We start from the raw sequence: 23,137 nt of genomic DNA on the forward strand, positions 1-23,137 counted from the left end.
TCACTGTCCTTTTTTCTTTCTATTTTTCTCAGCCTATTTCGGTCTCTCTATCGTTCTATCTACCGTTTTCAGCCGATATTACAATAAATGCTCTACTGTCTTAAAGAGGTCTTTCTCCTGTTCAATTTTTTCTTCGCTTCCAACGACACAGATTCTCTGCTGTTTTACGACGCAGTCTACAAGTTCTGCAAGTGCACGGATATCTTCTACGGTTGCATTTAAAATTTCCATCCGCTCTTTCTTTAACTCTTCTTCCGTCACATTGCTGAACCATGCATTTAAAGAGACGGAACCTTTGGTTGCCGGAGTCATCGGTACATCAAGATCACTGATTGTTCCAATCACGTATTTCGTCATTTCTCTTTCATCTGCATCAAAGTTACGGATATAATCTGCAGTATGCTCAAATACTTCCAACGTTTTTTTCAAATTTGGGTCACGATAAGACACCAGATAGCTGTCTCCACTTGTTTTAAACTCACTCATACAGCCATAAGCTCCACCTTTTACACGAACATTCATCCAGAGATATTCATAACTTAACATGACTTTTAAAATTTTCAGGCATCCGGTATACTCAAATCCCTGTTCTCTGAAGTTTCCGGCAGTTGCAACATACTGTACCTGTCCGGATGTTTTAAAGCCTTCGTTTTTTACTTCATAAATTGGTGTACATACCGTATCTTCAGCCGGTTCATCAAACAGACATTTTTTAAAGGACGGAAGTTCTTTTTCCACTAAGTTACAACCTTCTTCATCAGCGGTACAACTGACAGTAAGATTTTCTTCTCTGAAAATCAGCTTCATTAAAGTCTTAAGATTGGAAATTAATTCTCCTTTTCGGGTTTCAAAATTGCTTTCCAACCCATCAATGACTTTATAGAACTCAACACCCGCAATCTGTTCCTGATAATATGCATTTGCAGAGAAATATGACAGCGCACGTTTAACTGCAGTGCTGTGACCTGACTGTGCAAGTCCCATCTGCAATCTGGATTTCATTCTTGCAATAATCTCATATAGACGTTTTTCATCATCAAAAACAGAAGTGGTCAGGATTTCTTTTATCATTTCAAATACAAATGGGACTTTGTTATACAGCATTTTTGCCTTAATTCCTGCCATATTTCGAATATCCTGATTATCTTTATAATCACCAAATCCCTGAATACCAAATAAAATGCCACCACTGTTGGCATTGATTTCGTTAAAGAGTTCTCCATATTTATAATTCTCTGTATCTACATAACCCAGTACAGATTTCAAGATGGAGGTGTACGGAATCAGTTCCTGCGGCACTTTTTTCAAATCAAAGAGCAAATCTAAATAACAAATTCCATTGGTATCAATGTTATGATGAAGCAGAAGTGTGTCCCCTGATTTTTTCGGTGTATTATAAATTTTAATCGTTTCTTTACTGATGTCCGAACGTTTTAACATTGGAATCGTTGCAAGTGCTTCCGGAGTTTCCGGTGCATCCTGATATTCTTTTAAATGTGCACTTTCTGCCACGATTTTTTCTACTTCTTCTTTGGAAAGAGAACTTTTATAGGCTTCTAATTTTTCTTCTAAGGCTTTGTCTCTCTGTGCTGCAAGTCCACGCTTTGGATTAACCACTACTATTGATGCATGAGTATTATCTAATAAATACTCTTTGATTAAATCTTCAAAATATCGAGTCTGCGCTTTTTCTTTTAAATTCTCAAAGACCTTTAATTTGCAAAGATAATCAAATGGATGATGGTCATCATACAGCCAGCTGTCAAACACGTCCAGTCCATACATTAACCCCTTTGGATAGGAAGCATAATCTGCCTCTCTGAAACGGAATTCCATGTAGTTAATTCCTGCCAGAATTGCTTTTTTGTCAATTCCTTTTTTTACAATCTCTTCCAAGGTACTGCGAATCAGCGCAACAAATTCATCTTTTTTCTTTGGGTCTGCATTCTTTGCAACGATTGAGAAAAATGGCTGATAAATTCCATCTTCATAAGAACCCATAATATCTTTTCCCATACCGGCATCTAATAATGCTTGTTTGAGTGGTGCACCAGGTGCAGATAACAGGGTATAATCCAAAATATCAAATGCGGTATTTTGTTCTACATCAAGACTGTTTCCTGCCACAATATTGTAGGAAAGATAAGAGTTTTCCTCTTCCGGCTCATTCTCAGAAACCGGATATTCCATTGTCAGCTCTTTTACTGTATCAAAGGCTTTCTGCTTTGGAATGGCTGAATCAATCACAGTCTCATCATATTTGGAAAGATAATGTTCGTCCATCCAGTTTAAACGTTCTTCCATATCCATATTTCCATACAGGTAAATATAGCTGTTGACCGGATGATAATAGCGTTTATGGAATTCCAGAAATTCCGAATAGCTTAATTCCGGAATTACATTCGGATCACCTCCGGATTCCACACCATAAGGAGTATCTGGAAACAGAGAGTTAAACACTTCACGGTCCAACACTTCTTCAGGAGAAGAAAATGCCCCTTTCATTTCGTTATAAACAACACCGTTTAATTTCAAAGGTGCTTCGGCATTTTCCAACTCATAATGCCAGCCTTCCTGACGGAAAATTTCTTCTTTCTGATAAATATTCGGGAAAAATACGGCATCCAGATAGACATGCATTAAATTCTTAAAATCAGCATCATTGCAGCTGGCTACCGGATACATCGTCTTATCTGGATAAGTCATCGCATTTAAAAATGTGTTTAAAGAACCCTTTACCAGTTCTACAAATGGATCTTTTAACGGAAATTCTTTTGAACCACAAAGGACACTGTGTTCCAAAATATGCGCTACACCGGTACTATTTGCCGGTGGTGTACGAAATGCAATATTAAACACCTTATTTTCATCTTCTGTTTCAAGCACCATCACTCTGGCACCACTTTTTTTATGTTTCCATAAAGAGCCTTTTGCATGAATATCCGGAATTTCCTGTGCTAAAATCTGCTCATAAGCCGGTATGTTTTCTATCTTCATGTAATTTCATAACCTCCAAGTCTTTGTCGTCTTATGGAACTATTTTTTCTCCATTATATTTATTTTACCACATATCTTGAAAATATAAAACCAAAAACGGACGCCACCCGAAGGTGACGCCCGCCAATTTTATTGAGCTATCATTCTAACTTATGAATTACTCTTCTGTTTTTCCGTACAGAGTAACCAGTTTGTTCAGATATTCATATCTAGCTTTAGCCTGTTCTTCATTTAATGCAAACAGTCTTGCAGCTTTTTCCGGATTAGAACGTTTCAGAGAATTGTAACGAACTTCTCCATCAAGGAATGCCTGGTAGTCTTCTGTTGGAGCTTTAGAGTCAAGTGTGAACTTGCTTTCTGCTTCCGGATTGAAGCGGAAGTTATGCCAGTATCCACATTTAACAGCTAATTCTTCTTCTGTCTGAGCTTTAGACATACCTTTCTTGATACCATGGTTGATACATGGAGCATAAGCAATAATCAGTGATGGTCCCGGATATGCTTCTGCTTCTGCAATTGCTTTTACAGTCTGGTTGAAGTCAGCACCCATAGAAATCTGAGCAACGTATACATAACCATAGCTCATTGCGATAGATGCCATATCTTTCTTCTTCACTTCTTTACCACCGGCAGCGAACTGTGCGATTGCACCTGTCGGAGTAGATTTAGAAGACTGTCCACCTGTATTAGAGTAAACTTCTGTATCGAATACCATAATGTTGATGTCTTTTCCACTTGCTAATACGTGGTCAACACCACCGAATCCGATATCGTAAGCCCATCCGTCACCACCGAAGATCCACTGGGATTTCTTAGCGAGGAAGTCTTTATTTTTAACGATGTCTTTGCATACATCACAGTCAATGCCTTCTAATGCTGCAACCAGTTTATCTGTTGCTGCACCGTTTGTAGCTCCTACAGTATAAGTATCTAACCATTCCTGGCAAGCTGCTTTTACTTCTTCAGAAGCTTTTTCGTTTGCTGCTACAGCTTCAACTTTTGCTTTTAATCCTTCACGGATTGCTTTCTGAGCCAGTAACATACCGTAACCAAACTCTGCGTTATCTTCGAACAGAGAGTTATCCCATGCAGGACCCTGTCCTTTTGCGTTTACAGTGTATGGTGTAGACGGTGAAGAGTTACCCCAGATAGAGGAGCATCCTGTTGCGTTTGCGATGTACATTCTGTCACCGAATAACTGTGTGATCAGTTTTGCGTAAGGTGTTTCACCACAACCAGCACAAGCACCTGAGAACTCAAGTAATGGCTGTTTGAACTGAGAACCTTTTACAGTGTTTTCTTTGAATTTAGCGATAACGTCTTCTTTTTCCGGAAGAGTTACAGAGTAATCAAAGAATTTCTGCATTTCGATATTTGCTTCCATGTTTTCCATAGCAAGTGCTTTTGCACCTTTTTTACCTGGGCAGACATTTACACAAGAACCACATCCTGTACAGTCAAGAGCGGATACTGCGATAGCAAATTTGTACTGTTTTAATCCAGTCATTTCAAGTGTCTGAGGAGCATTTGCTGCTTCTTCTTCTGTCAGAGCTACCGGACGGATAACTGCGTGCGGGCAGACATAAGAACAACGGTTACACTGGATACAGTTTTCCGGATTCCATACAGGAACGTTAACTGCGATACCACGTTTTTCGTAAGCGGATGTTCCGGATGGTGTTGTACCATCTACATAATCTTTGAATGCAGATACTGGCAGTGTATTACCTTCCTGAGCAGTAACTTTAGACTGAATATTGTTAACGAAGTCGATAACTTCTTTTCTTCCCTGTTCTGCATGTGTTGTGTCAAGACCTTCGTCTGCTGCTGTTTTCCAGCTTTCCGGAACAGTAACTTCAACGATCTGTTTTGCACCTTCATCGATAGCAGCCCAGTTCTTAGCAACTACATCATCACCCTTACGTCCGTAAGTAGCTTTTGCAGCAGCTTTCATTAAATCAATAGCCTGTTCTTCCGGAATGATATCAGCCAGTTTGAAGAATGCAGACTGAAGAATTGTATTGATACGTGTAGGACCCATGCCTGTTTCAATACCGATTTTAACACCATCAATTACATAGAATTTGATGTTGTGGTTTGCGATAAATGCTTTTACCTGTCCTGGAAGATGTTTTTCAAGTCCTTCCATATCCCATGGGCAGTTTAACAGGAATGTACCACCATCTACTAATTCCTGAACCATGTTGTATTTTCTTACATAAGAAGGATTATGACAAGCAACAAAGTTTGCCTGGTGAATCAGGTAAGTAGATTTGATTGGTTTTTTACCAAAACGAAGGTGAGACATTGTAACACCGCCGGATTTCTTTGAGTCATAATCAAAGTAAGCCTGAGCGTACATATCTGTATTATCACCGATAATCTTGATGGAGTTCTTGTTAGCACCTACAGTACCATCTGCACCCAGACCCCAGAACTTACAGTTGATTGTTCCTTCCGGAGTTGTAACAAGTGCAGCACCTGTTTCCAGAGAAAGATGTGTAACATCATCAACGATACCGATTGTGAATTTTTTCTTTTCTGTGTTATTGTATACAGCAACAATCTGTGCCGGTGTAGTATCTTTAGAACCTAAACCGTAACGACCTGTGAAAATCGGAACTGCATCGAATTTTGTTCCTTTTAATGCTGCAACTACGTCCAGATACAGAGGCTCGCCAAGTGCACCTGGTTCTTTTGTTCTATCTAATACAGAAATCTGTTTTACAGTTTCCGGAATAGCTTCAACTAAAGCTGCTGCGCTGAATGGTCTGTACAGACGAACTTTAACAACACCGACTTTCTGTCCAGCTGCTGTTAAGTAATCGATTGTTTCTTCGATTGTATCATTAACAGAACCCATAGCGATGATTACGTGTTCTGCGTCAGCTGCACCATAGTAGTTGAACAGTTTGTAATCTGTGCCAAGTTTTTCATTTACTTTGTTCATGTATTCCTGTACGATTGCCGGAAGAGCATCGTAGTATGGGTTACATGCTTCTCTTGCCTGGAAGAAGATATCCGGGTTCTGAGCTGAACCTCTCTGACATGGGTGATTTGGATTCAGAGCATTTCTACGGAACTCATCGATTGCATCCATATCTGCCATATCTTTTAAATCTTCATAATCCCATGTTTCAATTTTCTGAATTTCATGAGATGTACGGAATCCGTCGAAGAAGTTGATGAATGGAACTTTACCTTTGATTGCTGCTAAATGTGCAACTGGTGTTAAGTCCATAACTTCCTGTACAGAAGATTCACAAAGCATAGCGCATCCTGTCTGACGACATGCGTATACGTCGGAATGATCACCGAAAATAGAAAGTGCGTGGCTTGCAAGAGCACGAGCTGATACGTTGAATACACCCGGTAACTGCTCACCAGCGATTTTGTAAAGGTTTGGAATCATCAACAGAAGACCCTGTGATGCTGTATATGTTGTAGTCAGGGCACCTGCTGCAAGGGAACCGTGTACAGCACCTGCTGCACCTGCTTCAGACTGCATTTCTGTAACCTGAACTTCCTGTCCAAAAATATTTTTTCTTCCCTGTGTTGCCCATTCGTCTGTAGCTTCTGCCATAACGGATGATGGGGTGATTGGGTAAATTGCTGCAACGTCAGAAAATGCATAAGAAGCATGAGCTGCTGCATGGTTACCATCCATGGTTTTCATCTTTCTAGCCATTTGTTTTTTTCCTCCTTGTAAATTGTTACAACTTTAAACAATGTTCACTTCGCTCTCCGAAGTCTGTCAATAATTATATCACGATTTACAAATTATGTCTATTTTTATAAGAAAAGAAAATGCAATGTTTTCTCAAAAAAACATTTTTATGCTTCTATAATTTCCTTAATTGTCTTAGCACTTAACTCTCTTGTCAGTACTTTCTGAATTCTGCATAATTCTTTATGTACTTTGCAGCCATCTCCCTGATTTCGAACACACGGCTTATCTGGATTCATACATTCAATCATGAAAAATTCCGGCTCAACTGCACGGTAAATATCCATTAAAGTAATTTCATCAATTCCTTTATTTAAGGCATAACCTCCATTACTGCCACGATAACTTTTCACAAGTTCGGCTTTTTCCATCTTTTTTAAAATCTTATATACAAAAGCAGGTGTCAACACTTCTTCTTCACAAATCTGTGTCACACAGATTTTCTGACCTCCTGCCAGTGCTCTGACAATACGTACTGCATAATCACATTCTCTGGTAATCAGCATAGCTTCTCCCTTCTTCTTTAACGTACTTTCAGAACCTTTCTGTGCTTGATTTCTGTACTTGATTTCGTGAGAAGATTTTTTGTCAGATATGCGGCGCATATGTTGATAAAATTCGGGTGCATCCGACGAAAAATCAGCCACAAAAGCAAATACAAGCAAATACAAGCAAATACAATAAGAACTCCGAGAGTACATTTTATCTATAAAAAATTTTTACTCATTTAGTTCCTGTCATCATTCGACATGCTCTAAGTGCCATCATTATACCTATGTATACTTAATTTATCAAGTATTTTGAAAGAAATGCTTGCAAATTCCCTATTTTACTGTAAAATAGGAAGAGATTATGCACACACAGTTTGTATATAGAAATAAGTGAGGTAAAAACATGATTGCAGCAAATAATGTTACTTTGAGAATTGGAAAAAAAGCACTGTTTGAAGATGTTAATATTAAATTTACCGAGGGAAACTGCTATGGTCTGATTGGTGCCAATGGAGCAGGAAAATCTACATTCCTGAAAATCCTCTCCGGTCAGCTCGAAACTACAAGTGGTGATATCACAATCACTCCTGGTCAGCGTCTCTCTTTCCTTCAGCAGGACCATTTTAAATACGACGCTTATCCGGTACTGGATACTGTAATTATGGGTAACAAGCGTCTTTATGAAATCATGAAAGAAAAAGAAGCCATCTACGCAAAAGAAGATTTTTCTGATGAAGATGGTATCCGTGCCAGCGAACTTGAAGGTGAGTTTGCAGAAATGAACGGATGGGAAGCAGAATCCGATGCTGCCCAGTTATTAAATGGACTTGGAATCGAGACTGAAATTCATTACGCTATTATGGGAGATTTAACAGGAAGCCAGAAAGTCAAAGTTCTGCTTGCACAGGCATTATTTGGAAATCCTGATATTCTGCTTCTCGACGAGCCGACCAACCACTTAGACTTAAACGCAATCGAATGGCTCGAAGAATTCTTAATCAACTTTGAAAATACGGTTATTGTTGTATCCCATGACCGTTATTTTTTAAATAAAGTATGTACTCATACCGCTGATATTGATTACGGAAAAATCCAGTTATACGCAGGTAACTATGATTTCTGGTATGAATCCAGCCAGCTCTTAATTAAACAGATGAAAGAAGCAAACCGTAAGAAAGAAGAAAAGATCAAAGAACTTCAGGAATTTATTTCCCGTTTCTCTGCAAATGCGTCAAAATCCAAACAGGCGACTTCCAGAAAACGTGCGCTCGAAAAAATTCAGCTTGATGAAATGCGTCCATCCAGCCGTAAATACCCTTACATTGATTTCCGCCCAAACCGTGAAATCGGAAACGAAGTATTAATGGTAGAAGGTCTTTCCAAGACAGTCGATGGAGTAAAAGTCCTCGATAATCTGACTTTTACCCTCGGACGCGAAGACAAAGTTGCTTTTGTCGGTGGAAACGAACAGGCAAAAACTGTTCTCTTTAAAATTCTGATGGGAGAAATGGAGCCGGATGAAGGTACTTATAAATGGGGCGTTACTACTTCCCAGTCTTACTTCCCGAAAGACAACACACTTGAGTTTGACAATGACTTAACCATCGCAGACTGGCTGACCCAGTATTCTGAAATCAAAGACGCAACTTATGTTCGTGGTTTCCTTGGACGTATGCTCTTCCCTGGTGAAGATGGTGTGAAAAAAGTACGTATTCTTTCCGGTGGTGAAAAAGTAAGATGTCTCTTATCTAAGATGATGATTTCCGGTGCAAACGTACTGCTCTTTGATGAGCCGACCAACCATCTGGACATGGAATCCATTACTGCCTTAAATAATGGTATGATTAAATTTCCTGGTGTTATCTTATTTGCATCCCATGACCACCAGATTGTACAGACAACTGCAAACCGTATCATGGAGATTATGCCAAACGGAATTCTTATCGACAAGATTACAACTTATGATGAATATCTTGAAAGTGATGAAATGGCAAAGAAACGTCAATCTGTCTATACAATGACCGAAGAAGACAACTAAATAAAAATAAAAATGCTCAGAGTCATAACGGCTCTGAGCATTTTTATTTTTATTTTTTTATTCCGCTTTTTCTTCTTTCTTTTCAAATGGATCTGTTCCTACCGGAATTAAAATATTTAATACGATTGCAACAACCGCTGCCGGAACAATACCGGAACCGCCAAATACATAGCTGACCCAGGATGGAAGCTGATTTAATACATCTGCTGTTGAACCAAGTCCATAGCCAAATCCAAGTGCAACTGACATAATAGTTACTGCACGGGAATCAACTCCATCTTTTGTAAGCAGTTTAATACCACTTACTACAATAGAGGAAAACATCATAACTGCCGCTCCGCCAAGTACAGACTGTGGCATAATTTCCACTAAAGCTGCAACCTTTGGCACAAGACCGCAGATAATCAAAAAGATGGCTCCCATTGAGATTGCAAACAGATTGACAATCTTTGTCATACCTACAAGACCAACATTCTGGCTAAATGAGGTATTTGGAAGTACACCAAATAAAGAACCAAATGAAGAACCAAAACCATCACATACAACACCACCGGATAATTCTTTATCCGTTGCCTCACGGTCTAATCCGCCTTCTGCGACACCTGAAATATCTCCGATTGTTTCAACTGCAGTTACAATAAACATGATTAAATACGGAATAATCGCTCTTAAATCAAACGTCATTTTAACCGGCATAAATTTCGGAATTTCAAACCAGGATGCATCTGCCACTTTAGACCAGTCAATCACCCAGGAACAGGTCTGCACAACCCCCTCTGCATCGGTATATGTAGTTGGAAGCACCAATGCCATAATCACACAGGCAATATAACCTACGATAATTCCCATTAGAATAGATGCAGAACTTGTCATTCCTTTTGTAAAGTGCTTAAATAAAATAACAGAAACCAAAACCAAAGTACCAACAAATAAGTTCGGAATAGAGCCAAAGTCTCCATTTGAATTTCCTCCACCAAAGGAATTAATTCCAACACTGATAAGAGAAAGCCCAATCGCTGTTACAACTGTACCGGTTACCAATGCCGGGAAAAACTTTCTTAATGGTTTTAAGAAGAATCCCAGAACACCTTCCATCAGACCGCCAATCAAACAGGCTCCCATAATCGCTCCATAAGCTAAAACACCTCCGCCGCATGAAGCAACAATTCCTTTTGAAACACCGATAAACCCTGAACTTGTTCCCATTACAATCGGTAATCTTGAGCCAACCGGTCCTATCGTCCAAAGCTGGATTAACGTAACAATACCAGCAATTAACATTGCATTTTGCAAAACCGGACGCATCAGTCCCGCATCTGCCAGTCCACACATTCCTCCGATAATCAGAATCGGCGTCAGATTTCCGACAAACATTGCAAGCACATGCTGCATACCAAGAAGTATGGCTCTCCCCAGTGGAATTCGTCCTTCCAGTTCATACTCACTCGTGTACTCTACTTGTTTTTTTTCTTTTCCCAAACCTTTTTTTCTCCTTTCGCAATTTCGACCCATCATTTTTTACAGGCTTACGCTTCTACGCTTTTGTTTGGCAACGCTGTACCGCTTAAATTCCGCTGTTTATTATATCCAAAGTTCATTCTGACGTCAATATAGAAATCGTTCTTTTTTTCTTCTATTATTTTCCAATAATTTCAGCAGTATTAATAAAAGAATACGGAGTCGTCTGGTATACGTAATAATTCAACCAGTTTGTGTATAAATTGTTTGCATGAGAACGCCATAAAAGCAATGGTCTGTTTTCCGGATTATCCTCCGGATAATAGTTCTTCGGAATCTCAATATCCAGCCCTTTACTCTTATCTCTTTTATATTCTCCGTCCAGAGTAACACGGTCATATTCCGGATGTCCCATCACGAAAATCTGACGTCCATCTTCTGCCATGCATAAAAATACTCCTGCTTCGTCCGATTCTGCAAGTACAGTTAATGCTTCACAGGCATGAATCTCTGCTGCCGGAACCTCTGTGTGACGGGAATGTGGTGCCCAAAACTCGTCATCAAATCCCCGAACCAGCGGAATCTTTCGATTCTCTACACGATGTCTAAACAATCCAAAGACTTTTTTATCCATCAGTCTCTTTTTCAGACCATAATGGTAATATAATCCTGCCTGTGCTCCCCAGCACAGATAGATTGTAGATGTGACATTGGTTTTTGTCCAATCCATAATCTGTGTTAATTCTTCCCAATAATCTACCTCTTCAAACTCCATCTGTTCCACCGGTGCACCGGTAATAATCATTCCATCAAATTTTCTGTGTTTTACTTCAGAAAATGTTTCATAAAACTTATTCAAATGGCTGGTCGCTGTATTTTTTGCCTCATGGGTTGCCACCATCATAAAAGAGACATCCACCTGAAGCGGAGTATTTGACAAGGAACGAAGCAGCTGAAGTTCCGTATCTTCTTTTAACGGCATCAGATTTAAAATTAAAATTTGAATCGGACGGATATCCTGATGTGAGGCACGCTTTTCATCCATCACGAAAATATTCTCTTTCTCCAGAATCTCTTTTACAGGTAAATCACTTTGTATTTTAATTGGCATTGTTTTTTTATCCTTTCTGTTTTACATAAGAGGGGCAATCAGACGAAGGACTTTTCCCTCTATCCTTGTTGCAAGTTTTAGTTTTTTATAATCAGCTAATGATATATGGATACACTTGTTCATTGTCTCTTCAAAATCTTCTTCGATTCTCTTGATTTCAGAATTCTCATAGAAAAAGACACCACATTCAAAATGATGATAAAAACTTCGATAATCCAGATTCACAGTTCCTACGACTGCTTTCTTGTTATCAGAAACAAATATCTTTGCATGCACAAAGCCTGGTTTATATTCCGAAATTTTCACACCTGCCTCTAATAATTCATTATAATACGTCTTAGCAAGTGCAAATGCATATTGCTTATCCGGAATGTGCGGCATAATAATTGAAACTTCTACTCCACGCTTTGCCGCATAGGTCAGTGCACTAATCATTTCGTAATCTAAAATCAGATACGGTGTCATAATATGTACATACTGGCAGGCAGTATTTAAAATATCCAGATAAATCTGTTTTCCGACACGTTCTGTTCCATAAGGCATGACATCATAAGGAATCACATAACCATCTTTTTCCTTTAATATTGATTTTGGTGTCAGATACGCTTCATAATCCGGTTCTTGTTTTTCTGTTGTATGCCACATTTCCAAAAACATACAGGTAAATTTCTGTACGGCATCTCCGGTTATCATTACTGCGGTATCTTTCCAGTGACCAAATCGTTCTTTTTTATTAATGTATTCGTCTGCGAGATTTGTTCCTCCCGTAAAAGCCACTTTTCCATCAATCACAACAATTTTTCTGTGGTCGCGGTTATTATAATGACTGGAAAAGACCGGACGAATTGGTGCAAACATTTTGCACTGGATTCCATATTTTTTCAGTAATTTTGGATAAAAATTTGGAAGTAATGTCAGTTCACACATTCCATCATACATAACACGTACTTCTACTCCGGCCTTCACTTTTTCCTGTAAAATTTCAAGCACAGACTCCCACATATATCCTTCTTCTAAAATAAAATATTCCAGGAAAATAAATTTTTCTGCTTTCTTAAGCTGTTTTAACAATTCCGGAAACTGGTCATCTCCTAGTGGAAAATATTGAATCGTCGTATTTTGATAAACCGGACAATTCCCATGTTCCAGGAGATAATCTGCCATCCGCCCCATCTGTGGATTTTCTTCTTTTAACGTTTCAAATGTTTTCTCGTCCTGTTTTAAATAGACTTTTGATTTTTCACCCAGTACACGAAGCCTTTGATAAATCATTTTTGTTCCAGGCTGTATCATAATATAGGTATAAAACAGTGCTCCAAAAACCGGAAAAAGTAAAAGCGGAAGCATCCACACCAGCTTAAAATCCGGATTGCCCCGACTGTTAAAAATATGGAGCAGGGCAATTAAACCTAAAACGCTGAAGCCGGCATATACAATCCCGCTATACTCTTTCGCCCAGAAAAAAGTGACACCAAGAAGCAAAAACTGAATGATAAATGCAACAGCCACAATCAGGGTACGACCAAAAATAATCGTTTTAATCCCTCTAATTCCTTTTATCTGCCATTCTTTTTTCATAAATCAAGTCTGCCTTCTTTCTCTATTGTACCGATTCTGCAAGTTTTAAAAAATCTTCTTCCGAAAGAATCGGGATTCCCAGCTCTTTCGCCTTTTTATTTTTAGATGAAGAAGATTCTGTGTCATTGTTAATCAGATAATCCGTTTTCTTGCTGACACTTCCGGTTACCTTTCCGCCCCTATTTTCAATAAATTCTTTCATTGCACTTCGGTTTTCAAATTGGTTCACGCTTCCTGTTATGACAAACTGTTTTCCCGACAGCGGATTTCCCGTTTCTATTTTCATTTCTTCAAACGTCAAATAAGTCAGCAAGTGTTCTAACTTTCTCTGATTTTCTTCATTTTTAAAATAATCTGTCACACTTTTGGCAATAACTGAACCAATTCCCTCTATTTGACTGATAGTTTCTTCATCCGCCCGCATCAGTTTTTGCAGGTCATAATCAAATTCCTTGCAAAGCACCTTTGCATTTGCAACTCCAATATTTGCAATCCCAAGCGCATAGACCAGCCTTGGAAGCGTTGTATGAGAAGATTTTTTGATGTTCTCAATCAGATTTTCATACGATTTTTCACCAAATCCATCCATCTCTATAATCGCATCTTTATAACGTTCCAATTCATAAATGTCACCAAATTCTTTGATAAATCCATTTAAGATAAATTTTTCAAGTGTTGCCTCTGATAACCCGTCAATATTCATTGCATCCCGACTCACAAACAACGTAAAGGATTTGATTTTTTTTGCCTGACACTCCGGATTTGTACAGATTAGTACCTCTACATCATTACTTTTTTGTATCTTTGTCGTTTTTTTGCAGACCGGACAGAACTCTGGAATCGTTAAGTTTCCGCTTCTCGTAAGATTCTCTGCAATCTGCGGAATAATCATATTTGCCTTATAGACTTCAATGCGGTCTCCAATTCCAAGCTTCAGTTCTTTTAAAATACTGATATTATGCACACTTGCACGGCTTACCGTTGTTCCCTCCAGTTCAACCGGCTCAAAAATGGCCACCGGATTAATCAGTCCGGTTCTTGATGGGCTCCACTCAATTTCCTTTAACGTTGTCTCACGGATTTCATCTTTCCATTTAAAAGCAAATGCATTTCTTGGAAACTTTGCGGTACTTCCGAGAGAATCTCCATAGGCAATATCATCGTATAATGCCACCAATCCATCGGACGGAAAATCATTTGTGGAAATTTTATCTGAAAAATACTGTATTGTTTCTTCCAGATTTTTGCTGTCCACCATGCGATATTCCACAATATCAAACCCCTGCGTTTTGAGCCATTCAAACTGACACGCTCTTGAATTGTTAAAATCCACTCCTTCCGCCCGAACCAGAGAAAATGCATAAAAATATACATTTCGTTTTGCTGTAATCTCATTATTTAACTGACGCACGGAACCACTGCACAGATTTCTTGGATTTTTATACTTTGCATCTACATCTTCAATCTGTTTATTGATTTTTTCAAAGTCAGAATAAGAGATAATTGCTTCCCCTCTCAATATCAGTTCTCCTTGATAGGCAATCTGAAGCGGCACATTCTTAAACACTTTTGCATTGTTGGTGATAACTTCTCCCACTATTCCATTTCCACGAGTGACCGCTTTTTTTAATTTTCCGTCCTGATACGTCAGTACAATCGTCAGACCATCCATCTTCCAGGAAAGCACTGTTTTTTGATTTCCCACAAAGTTTTTCAGCACTTCTATCTCTTTTGTCTTATCCAAAGAAAGCATCGGTGTCTCATGCGTTTCTTTGGGAAGCGCATTGACTGCTTCATAGCCAACTGAAACCGTCGGGCTTCCCGCAAGCGTAATTCCGGTTTCTTCTTCCAGTGCTTCTAACTCATCATAAAGCTTATCATACTCATAATTGCTTATAATTTCTCTATCCTCTTGATAATAAGCTCTTCCTGCCTTATTTAACAATTCGACGAGTTCCTTCATTCTTTCTGTCTGGTTCACATTTCTTCCCCCTTTCTTTTTTGATTACGGTTGTTTCCGAAGAGTCTTTAATCATTTCCTGCAATGTTTTCATTTCCTGTGCCGTCACTTCCCGATACGATCCAACCGGTAAATCACCCAGTTCAATATTCATTACCCGAATCCGCTTTAAGCGTTTTACTTCATATCCGAGATACTGACACATTCTTCGTATCTGTCGGTTTAAACCCTGCGTTAAGATAATACGAAAACTTTTTTCTCCTGTTTGAATGACACGGCACTTTCTGGTTTTGGTTCCTAAAATCGGAACACCATCCTGCATTTTTTTGATAAATTCTTTCGTAACCGGCTTATTTACTGTCACAACATATTCTTTTTCATGCTGATTGCCGGAACGCATCATTTTATTGACGAGTTCTCCCTGATTCGTCAGCAAAAGCAGCCCTTCTGAGTCTTTATCCAACCTTCCTATATAATATATCCGAATTGGATAATTAATATAAGAAATCACATTCTTTTTTACATTTGGATTTGCTGTACATTCAATTCCACGCGGTTTATGAAATGCTAATAATACTTTCTTTTCTTCACGGATGATTTTCTTTCCATCAATGCAGATTTCCGTTTCATCTGACACCTGCATTCCCATCCGGGCAGTTTCGCCGTTTATTGTGATTCTTCCTGCCTCCACCAGACGGTCTGCCTCTCGTCTGGAACAGACTCCTGCATCACTTAAATATTTGTTTAAACGCATCTTTACTCCTTTTTCTATTCTTGCGTATCCATCCTTATCGCAATAGAAAAAGTATACCATATCTTCTCCCGCAAAGCAAAGAAAAGCCCAAAAAGAACTCCTCTTGAAATCTTACTTGCCAAATCCAAGAGTGCAAGCGTATAATAGACAGGTACATAGAAACGTATTCTTCTTTTTTTATTTGAAAAACACTTTTTCAAAACAAAATCTGCGGGCAATTGTAGAGCTGCGCCTGCGTTGCTAAAAGAAGAATGCCTGAATTACAAAGGGGTAAAAACACATTATGAAAAACTCAAAGAAAACTGTGGGTATCATCCTGCTTACCTGTATTGTCGGAGTGATTTTGATTTTTGCACCGAAATATATTTTCGCAGCTGTAAAAACAGCCCTCGATACTTATCAGGATAAGAAAGAAGCTCTGCTGGAGGACCACTGGGTATACGATGAGAATGGTCGTAAGTATGTCTATCATGATGGGGTATTAATTAAAAATACCTGGCGTGAGATTGACGGAGTCCGTTACTGCTTTGACGAAAACGGATATGTAAAATCCGGATGGATTACGGATAAAGGCTCTACTTACTATCTGACAGCAAACGGAACACCTGCTTCCGGATGGGTTAAAGACGACGGCAAATGGTATTATTTAACCAGCGACGGAACACCTAAAACCGGCTGGCTAAGTGACAATGGCAAATGGTACTGTTTAAATGACCAGGGCATTATGGCTACCGGATGGGTAGAAGCAGACGGCACCAGCTATTATATGAATGATGATGGTTCCATGGCTTCTAACTGCTGGATTCAGCAAGACGGAAACTGGTACTATTTAAATACTTCCGGTGCGATTTCAACCGGATGGCGCAGTATCAACGACAAATGGTATTATTTCCGTGAGGACGGAGTGATGATGATTGGTTGGATTACAGATAACGGAAAAACCTACTGCCTTGACGGAGATGGCTACATGATAACCAATTCCTGGGAAGAAAAAGACGGAAAAACCTACTATCTTGGAGAAGATGGAACTATTATGACCGGAAAGATAACCGTTAATAACCAGACTTACTTCTTAAATTCTGATGGTACACTGGTAACTTCCGACTGGTATAAGTACGATAACAGCTGGTACTATCTGGATGAAAACGGACTTCCAAAAACCGGATGGTTACAACTTGACTCCAAATGGTATTATCTGAAAGAGGATGGCACAATGGCTACCGGTGAACTGATTATTGACAACAAAAAATATACCTTTGACGAAAATGGAGTATGGGATGGCAAATCCACTGCTGTTAAGACAACGGGCTCCGGTCCAATGGTTGCACTCACCTTTGATGATGGTCCTGGTCAGTATACCGAACGTATTTTAAATACACTGGCAGCAAACGGTGCAAAAGCGACCTTCTTCATGCTTGGAACAAATATCCCAAACTATCCGGACGCTGTTAAAAAAATGGAAAGTCTAGGCTGTGAACTTGCAAACCATACCTTTGACCATAAGGATTTGGCAACCCTTGATACGACAGCGATTCAAAACGAGGTAAGTTCTACAAACGACAAATTAAATGCGCTTGTCGGACACGGTGCTTCTTTAGTCCGTCCTCCTTATGGTTCTTATAATTCTACAGTAAAATCCGTAATCGGATTTCCTATGATTTTATGGTCTATTGATACACTCGACTGGAAGACCAAAAATGCCCAGAGTACCTACGAAGCGGCAATGACTGCACAGGATGGGGATGTTATCTTAATGCATGATATTCATGGTCCGACAGCAGACGCCGTTGATATGATTGTCCCTGCCTTAAAAGCAAAAGGATTCCAGATGGTAACAGTCAGTGAACTGGCTGCCGCAAAAGGAATCAATCTGGAAAATGGCGGTGCCTATGGTGCACTCCGATAATTATAAGTCCTGAATAATAACAAAAAATCCCAGCTTTTATAAGCTGGGTTTTTTGTTATCTTAAAAGATCCTGCGAAACAAAACCTTTCTCATTATTATATTCTACTTCTATCCATCCTTCCGGACCATCTGCAACCTTTGTTACCTCTGTTCCTCCCGGAATCACATCAAGAATTTCTGCTTCGGTATCCGCTTCCGCACGGAAATTGCAGTCTTCCTGTACCGTAAGTGTTGCACCTTCTTCTGCTCTTGCTGAAGAATTACTGTCCTGACCAAGCTGTTCTTCAAATGCTTTTAAATCTTCATCCGATTCAATTGCCGAATTCAAATCATCCTCCACCTGTGAAACCAGTTTCTGTACATCTTCATCTTGTGTTACTTTCTGAAGATAGGCATTAATTTTTTCATCACTGCTGTCATTATGGATAATATAAGAACCGTCTTCATTTTTCATGACATATAACTGGGAAAGCCCTGGTGCTTCTGCCTTAATATCTGTAAATTTTAATTTATAAGAAGCATACACAACATAACTATCATCCGTTAAACCCGGCTTCGTATAAACAGTAATATCATTATAACTTTCAATATAAGTCGAATTTGTAACCTTCGCTTCATCGGCTGCATCTAAATTATCTGTGAGCTGTTTCATCTGCTCTATGTCTTTTCGACCCCATGCCTCATAAAACGAATTGATTAATGAATTTACTTCAGGGTACGCATTTTTTTCTAAAGAAGAGGTTTCTTCTTTTTTGTCATTGTTCTTGCTCTCATCTTTTGCTTCTGTGTTATCATTCTTAGAATCTACAACCTGTGTCTTTTTCGTTGTGTTTCCTTTCTCCTTTGAAGTAACAAGTCCTGTCACTGCACGGACTCCAAAAAATAAGACGAGCAGAACAACTAAAATAGCCAAACCCAGAAGAATATATCTCAGATTATCTGACAGCCATTCTCTGAAGTTGTCTAACATAGCATCCTCCTTTATCTCTTACCCTTATTCTCTGCTTTTTTCTCTAAAAAAAAGAAAAAACACACCCGGAGGGATTCGAACCCCCGACACGTGGTACCGGAAACCACTGCTCTATCCCCTGAGCTACGAGTGCTTACTGACGTAAAATATCTTATCATAAAACGGATTGGTTGTAAACCCTCCTGATTTTCGATTTTAGACTTTTTTAATAAATGACCGCTTGCAGTTTCCTATCCCTCATGGTATATTATTGAAATACATTTCTAATTTCTTTTCGGAACTTCTCCGAAAAAATTCCTATATTTTATTTCACATTATAATTTTATATTTTAATCTCAGGAGGTCATACTATGGACTACAATCTCTTTAAAGAAGAACTGTTACTTGCAATTCAGGATTTGGCAGATCCCGAGCAGTCGGTTTCTTTACACTGTATTGACAAAAATAACGGAAGCTGTGCAGATGCTGTTATCATTATGAAAAAAGGAGGTCAAATTGCTCCTACTTTTTATTTAGACGATTTTTATCCCTGGTTTTGTCAAGGCATTTCCATTGAGCGCATTGCCAGGCGGATTCTTGAACTCAACCAACAGCATCAGCCGGAGGCTTCGTTTGCACTGACTGATGAAGTTCATGATTATCAAAAAATGCGCACGCATGTCTGCTATAAACTCATCAATTACGAAATGAACCGTTCTCTCTTAAACAAAATTCCCCATATCCCTTATCTCGATTTGGCAATTGTCTTTTACTGTAAAGTTACCGCCCCAAATCTTCAAAACGGAAGCTTTCTAATCCACAATTCCAACCTTACCGCATGGAATGTTTCCACAGATGATTTAATTCGTGACGCCAGACTCAATACCTGTCGCAAGCTTCCTTTTTGTTTTAAAGAAATGGATGCTCTGATTCGCGAGCTCTCTAATGACGAATCACTTCTCCCCTCCGAATTTTCCCCAAACTCCATGTATATTTTAACCAATCAGGAAACGTATTTTGGCGCAGCTGCTCTTCTCTATCCTCACGTACTTTCTCATATTTCAGCACTTCTTGGCTGTAATTTCTTTGTTCTGCCAAGCAGCGTACATGAATGTATTCTCGTTCCTGACTTTGGAGTTTATTCCAAACCGGAGTTAGAGGAAATGGTTGTCGAAGTCAATTCCACACAGGTTGCAAAAGAAGAAGTGCTTTCCAATCATGTCTATTACTATGACTTAAAAAAACAGGAACTCTCTCTTTAAAGAAAAAAACAGCCGGAAGTAATCTTCCGGCTGAGTGCTTTCAATCATTATACTCTGGATAAATACTCTCCAGTTCTTGTATCGATTTTGATTCTGTCTCCCTGATCTACGAACAGAGGTACATAAACAGTAGCACCTGTTTCTACGATTGCAGGTTTTGTAGCGCCCTGTGCTGTATCACCTTTGAATCCCGGTTCTGTTTCTGTAATCTCTAATTCTACGAATAACGGAGCTTCAATTGCAAATACGCTTCCATTGTAGGAACATACTTTTACAACTTCGTTTTCTTTTACAAATTTCAGAGAATCTCCAACTGTTTCGTTGTCGATTGCAATCTGGTCATAAGTTTCATTGTTCATGAAGTAGTATAAATCACCATCATTGTATAAATACTGCATGTCTACACGGTCAATACGAGCCTGTGGGAATTTTTCAGTTGGTCTGAAAGTTTTTTCTACCACACCACCGTTGATTACGTTTTTTAATTTTGTTCTTACGAAAGCTGCACCTTTACCTGGTTTTACATGCTGGAATTCCATAATCTGTACTACGTTTCCGTCAATTTCCAGAGTAAGACCGTTTTTAAAATCGCCTGCTGATATCATAATGAATACTCCTGCTACTAAAAACATATACAAATGCGTATATGCTAGATGATTCGCTACAATCTCACGATTTGTAGTTACTGCTTCATCGTGTATACTTTTGATGATATAAAAAATATCTATCTACTCGTAAATTCTTGTACACTCCACAGTCGTAAATTCCCGACTAGCCATCGGTACACACCTATAACTTCATTTTTAGTTGATTAGATATAGGTTTTCATCTAAATAGCTTTTCCTTTCCTAGATTTTATTTGTTTACCACTTGATTTTCGTGGCCTTCTTCCATTGGAAAATAAAATCGTTTTTTCCACTGTACTTCATTGTATAATACCCGACTTAATTTTTCAACCATTTTTTTGCTTTCTTTTCTCTTTCTCGTAGAAATAAAGCACAATTTTCTCTAATTTGCGTTTAAACACAATCTGAATCTCTTCTTTTGGATGAATTGGTTTTACCAAAATGTTGCGAATTCCGGTTCTTTTTGCCCCATATACATCTGTGAACAACTGGTCTCCAACAAAAATCGTATTGGAACGGTCTGTTTTCATCAGCTCCATTGCCTTGATATAATTCTTGGTCGATGGCTTATGTGCATCTTCAATAAAATGCACCTGCACCTCTTTATTAAAAGAAGAAACCCTCTCATACTGATTATTGGAAAGCAGACAACAGTCAAATCCGATTTTCTTTAAGCGCTTAAATAATGCAACTGCACGTTCATCTGCTGGTTCCCCATGACGAACTAACGTATTATCAATATCAAAAATCAATCCACGGTAACCGTCCTGATACAATTTTTCAAAATCAATCTCATAAGTAGAGTCCAGATATTCATCCGGAAAAAAGGTACGAAACATTTTATTTTCCTCATTTCTGTTGTGTATTCATACCCGATGTTAACGGAAATCTCGTTTTTTGTCAATTATCTTTCTTCCAAAGCAATATAAGCCTGTTCTTCTAATACATTTTTATATGCCGGACGAATAATCTTATCCGTGTTAATCAGTTCTTCCATTCGGTGCGCACTCCAGCCGACAATACGCGCAATCGCAAACATTGGTGTATACAGTTCAAGGGGAAGTTCCAACATACTGTAAACAAATCCACTGTAAAAATCGACATTTGCACTGACACCTTTATAAATATGACGTTCTTCAGCAATAATCACCGGTGCAAGACGCTCTACCATTTCATACAGACGATAATCTTTCTGTCTTCCTTTTTCATCGGCTAACTGTTTCACAAACTGCTTGAAAATCCGTGCACGCGGATCAGAAATCGAATAAACCGCATGTCCCATTCCATAAATCAGACCACGCTTATCAAATGCTTCTTTATGAAGCAGTTTTCGAAGATAAGCAGAAACTTCCTCTTCATCTTTCCAATCGTGAACATGCTTCTTCATATCGTCAAACATGCTGACTACTTTAATGTTTGCACCGCCATGTTTCGGTCCTTTTAAAGAACCAAGTGCTGCTGCAATGGCTGAATAGGTGTCTGTACCAGAGGAAGAAACAACATGAGTTGTAAACGTAGAGTTGTTACCACCTCCATGCTCCATGTGAAGTACCAGTGCCAAATCCAAAATCTTTGCCTCAAGCGGAGTATATTTTTTATCCGACCGTAACATACGCAAAATATTTTCAGCAGTTGATAATTCTTTCTTCGGATTATGAATATATAAACTTTTATTTTGATTATAATGTCTATGTGCCTGATAGCCATAAACGGATAACATTGGGAAAATACTGATAAGATTGATACACTGACGCAGCACGTTCGGAAGAGAAATATCTTCCGGATTCGAATCATAGGAATATAACGTCAGCACACTTCTTGACAAGGTATTCATCATATCTTTACTTGGAGCTTTCATAATGACATCTCGTACGAAATTTCTCGGCAGACTTCTCTGATTTCCAAGTATTTTGCAGAAATCTTTTAACTGCTCTTCTGTTGGAAGTACACCAAATAACAATAAATAGGTTGTCTCTTCAAATCCAAAACGATTTTCTTTTAAAAAACCATTGGTAAGGTCTTTTATATTAATTCCTCTGTAGTATAACTCCCCATCACAAGGAACACTTTTTCCATCTATAGTTTTACTCGAAACGATGTTTGAAACCTGTGTCAGACCTGCAAGAACACCTTTCCCATTGATATCACGCAGACCTCTCTTTACATCATATTTTCCATAAAGAGCTACATCCATTTTACTGTTTTCTTCGCAAACTTTTGTAAGGGCCTCGATTTCCGGTGTTACTTTCATATTGAATCCCATAGCAGAATCCCCCTTTT

15 protein-coding genes and 1 tRNA gene are annotated in these 23,137 nt (G+C 38.8%); 3 read left to right on the forward strand and 13 right to left on the reverse strand.

Annotation, left to right across the window (positions count from 1 at the left end; all coding sequences use genetic code 11):
• Positions 1 to 78: 78 nt before the first annotated feature.
• The 3 genes from ACYQ2D_RS05405 to ACYQ2D_RS05415 all read right to left on the reverse strand — a co-directional run bounded on the left by ACYQ2D_RS05405 (position 79) and on the right by ACYQ2D_RS05415 (position 7,230).
• A complete protein-coding gene (locus ACYQ2D_RS05405) occupies positions 79 to 2,997 on the reverse strand; it encodes an insulinase family protein (protein ID WP_459784833.1) in 2,919 nt (972 codons plus the stop codon).
• Between the two features lie 157 nt (positions 2,998 to 3,154).
• Positions 3,155 to 6,685 (reverse strand): pyruvate:ferredoxin (flavodoxin) oxidoreductase, encoded by a 3,531-nt coding sequence (gene nifJ / locus ACYQ2D_RS05410; RefSeq protein WP_459784834.1) that lies wholly within the window; start codon positions 6,683 to 6,685, stop codon positions 3,155 to 3,157.
• A gap of 146 nt (positions 6,686 to 6,831) precedes the next feature.
• Positions 6,832 to 7,230 (reverse strand): RrF2 family transcriptional regulator, encoded by a 399-nt coding sequence (locus ACYQ2D_RS05415; RefSeq protein WP_118701013.1) that lies wholly within the window; start codon positions 7,228 to 7,230, stop codon positions 6,832 to 6,834.
• 388 nt (positions 7,231 to 7,618) lie between these two features.
• On the opposite strand from ACYQ2D_RS05415, the gene ACYQ2D_RS05420 reads away from it, so the two are divergent.
• The gene (locus ACYQ2D_RS05420) at positions 7,619 to 9,253 is read left to right on the forward strand and encodes an ABC-F family ATP-binding cassette domain-containing protein (RefSeq protein WP_022302915.1); all 1,635 of its coding nucleotides are present in this window, start codon (positions 7,619 to 7,621) and stop codon (positions 9,251 to 9,253) included.
• A 57-nt stretch (positions 9,254 to 9,310) separates the two neighbouring features.
• Here ACYQ2D_RS05420 and ACYQ2D_RS05425 read toward each other — a convergent pair whose 3' ends face one another.
• From ACYQ2D_RS05425 to ACYQ2D_RS05445, 5 genes are all read right to left on the reverse strand, one after another.
• Complete coding sequence (locus ACYQ2D_RS05425) at positions 9,311 to 10,765, reverse strand: uracil-xanthine permease family protein (protein WP_117455552.1); 1,455 nt, start codon at positions 10,763 to 10,765, stop codon at positions 9,311 to 9,313.
• Between the two features lie 124 nt (positions 10,766 to 10,889).
• Positions 10,890 to 11,822, reverse strand: coding sequence for a homoserine O-acetyltransferase MetA (gene metA, locus ACYQ2D_RS05430; protein WP_117455409.1), 933 nt, complete (start codon positions 11,820 to 11,822; stop codon positions 10,890 to 10,892).
• A gap of 21 nt (positions 11,823 to 11,843) precedes the next feature.
• Positions 11,844 to 13,400, reverse strand: coding sequence for a cardiolipin synthase (gene cls / locus ACYQ2D_RS05435; protein WP_207726632.1), 1,557 nt, complete (start codon positions 13,398 to 13,400; stop codon positions 11,844 to 11,846).
• Between the two features lie 22 nt (positions 13,401 to 13,422).
• On the reverse strand, positions 13,423 to 15,363 hold the full coding sequence (gene ligA / locus ACYQ2D_RS05440; protein WP_187558335.1) for an NAD-dependent DNA ligase LigA: 1,941 nt from the start codon (positions 15,361 to 15,363) through the stop codon (positions 13,423 to 13,425).
• Entirely contained in the window at positions 15,335 to 16,114 is a 780-nt protein-coding gene (locus ACYQ2D_RS05445) for a pseudouridine synthase (RefSeq protein WP_022302685.1), read from the reverse strand. The genes ligA and ACYQ2D_RS05445 overlap by 29 nt, the downstream gene beginning before the upstream one ends.
• A 283-nt stretch (positions 16,115 to 16,397) precedes the next feature.
• On the opposite strand from ACYQ2D_RS05445, the gene ACYQ2D_RS05450 reads away from it, so the two are divergent.
• Entirely contained in the window at positions 16,398 to 18,020 is a 1,623-nt protein-coding gene (locus ACYQ2D_RS05450; RefSeq protein ID WP_118701015.1) for a polysaccharide deacetylase family protein, read from the forward strand.
• 55 nt (positions 18,021 to 18,075) lie between these two features.
• Here ACYQ2D_RS05450 and ACYQ2D_RS05455 read toward each other — a convergent pair whose 3' ends face one another.
• The gene (locus ACYQ2D_RS05455; RefSeq protein WP_459784836.1) at positions 18,076 to 18,990 is read right to left on the reverse strand and encodes an SH3 domain-containing protein; all 915 of its coding nucleotides are present in this window, start codon (positions 18,988 to 18,990) and stop codon (positions 18,076 to 18,078) included.
• A 60-nt stretch (positions 18,991 to 19,050) separates the two neighbouring features.
• Positions 19,051 to 19,123, reverse strand: a tRNA-Arg gene (locus ACYQ2D_RS05460).
• A 217-nt stretch (positions 19,124 to 19,340) separates the two neighbouring features.
• Here ACYQ2D_RS05460 and ACYQ2D_RS05465 point away from each other — a divergent pair.
• The gene (locus ACYQ2D_RS05465) at positions 19,341 to 20,231 is read left to right on the forward strand and encodes a DUF5688 family protein (RefSeq protein WP_117455401.1); all 891 of its coding nucleotides are present in this window, start codon (positions 19,341 to 19,343) and stop codon (positions 20,229 to 20,231) included.
• Positions 20,232 to 20,278: 47 nt separating this feature from the next.
• Here the strand turns inward: ACYQ2D_RS05465 and efp are convergent, their stop codons facing one another.
• The 3 genes from efp to ACYQ2D_RS05480 form a co-directional block, all read right to left on the reverse strand.
• Entirely contained in the window at positions 20,279 to 20,836 is a 558-nt protein-coding gene (efp, locus tag ACYQ2D_RS05470) for an elongation factor P (RefSeq protein ID WP_022302689.1), read from the reverse strand.
• A 347-nt stretch (positions 20,837 to 21,183) separates the two neighbouring features.
• Positions 21,184 to 21,696, reverse strand: coding sequence for a YqeG family HAD IIIA-type phosphatase (locus ACYQ2D_RS05475; RefSeq protein ID WP_022302690.1), 513 nt, complete (start codon positions 21,694 to 21,696; stop codon positions 21,184 to 21,186).
• 65 nt (positions 21,697 to 21,761) lie between these two features.
• On the reverse strand, positions 21,762 to 23,120 hold the full coding sequence (locus tag ACYQ2D_RS05480) for a citrate/2-methylcitrate synthase (RefSeq protein ID WP_118701016.1): 1,359 nt from the start codon (positions 23,118 to 23,120) through the stop codon (positions 21,762 to 21,764).
• Positions 23,121 to 23,137: the final 17 nt, after the last annotated feature.

Source organism: Blautia stercoris (genome assembly GCF_054657695.1).

Excerpts from the sequence above, each read along its gene's own strand:
- ACYQ2D_RS05465 (WP_117455401.1), top strand. The coding sequence starts at position 19,341 with ATGGACTACAATCTCTTTAAAGAAGAACTGTTACTTGCAATTCAGGAT.
- ACYQ2D_RS05480 (WP_118701016.1), bottom strand. The coding sequence starts at position 23,120 with ATGGGATTCAATATGAAAGTAACACCGGAAATCGAGGCCCTTACAAAA.
- efp (WP_022302689.1), bottom strand. The coding sequence starts at position 20,836 with ATGATATCAGCAGGCGATTTTAAAAACGGTCTTACTCTGGAAATTGAC.
- ACYQ2D_RS05445 (WP_022302685.1), bottom strand. The coding sequence starts at position 16,114 with ATGCGTTTAAACAAATATTTAAGTGATGCAGGAGTCTGTTCCAGACGA.
- ACYQ2D_RS05420 (WP_022302915.1), top strand. The coding sequence starts at position 7,619 with ATGATTGCAGCAAATAATGTTACTTTGAGAATTGGAAAAAAAGCACTG.
- nifJ (WP_459784834.1), bottom strand. The coding sequence starts at position 6,685 with ATGGCTAGAAAGATGAAAACCATGGATGGTAACCATGCAGCAGCTCAT.
- ACYQ2D_RS05455 (WP_459784836.1), bottom strand. The coding sequence starts at position 18,990 with ATGTTAGACAACTTCAGAGAATGGCTGTCAGATAATCTGAGATATATT.
- ACYQ2D_RS05450 (WP_118701015.1), top strand. The coding sequence starts at position 16,398 with ATGAAAAACTCAAAGAAAACTGTGGGTATCATCCTGCTTACCTGTATT.
- ACYQ2D_RS05415 (WP_118701013.1), bottom strand. The coding sequence starts at position 7,230 with ATGCTGATTACCAGAGAATGTGATTATGCAGTACGTATTGTCAGAGCA.
- ACYQ2D_RS05405 (WP_459784833.1), bottom strand. The coding sequence starts at position 2,997 with ATGAAGATAGAAAACATACCGGCTTATGAGCAGATTTTAGCACAGGAA.
- ACYQ2D_RS05475 (WP_022302690.1), bottom strand. The coding sequence starts at position 21,696 with ATGTTTCGTACCTTTTTTCCGGATGAATATCTGGACTCTACTTATGAG.
- metA (WP_117455409.1), bottom strand. The coding sequence starts at position 11,822 with ATGCCAATTAAAATACAAAGTGATTTACCTGTAAAAGAGATTCTGGAG.
- cls (WP_207726632.1), bottom strand. The coding sequence starts at position 13,400 with ATGAAAAAAGAATGGCAGATAAAAGGAATTAGAGGGATTAAAACGATT.
- ligA (WP_187558335.1), bottom strand. The coding sequence starts at position 15,363 with ATGAAGGAACTCGTCGAATTGTTAAATAAGGCAGGAAGAGCTTATTAT.
- ACYQ2D_RS05425 (WP_117455552.1), bottom strand. The coding sequence starts at position 10,765 with ATGGGTCGAAATTGCGAAAGGAGAAAAAAAGGTTTGGGAAAAGAAAAA.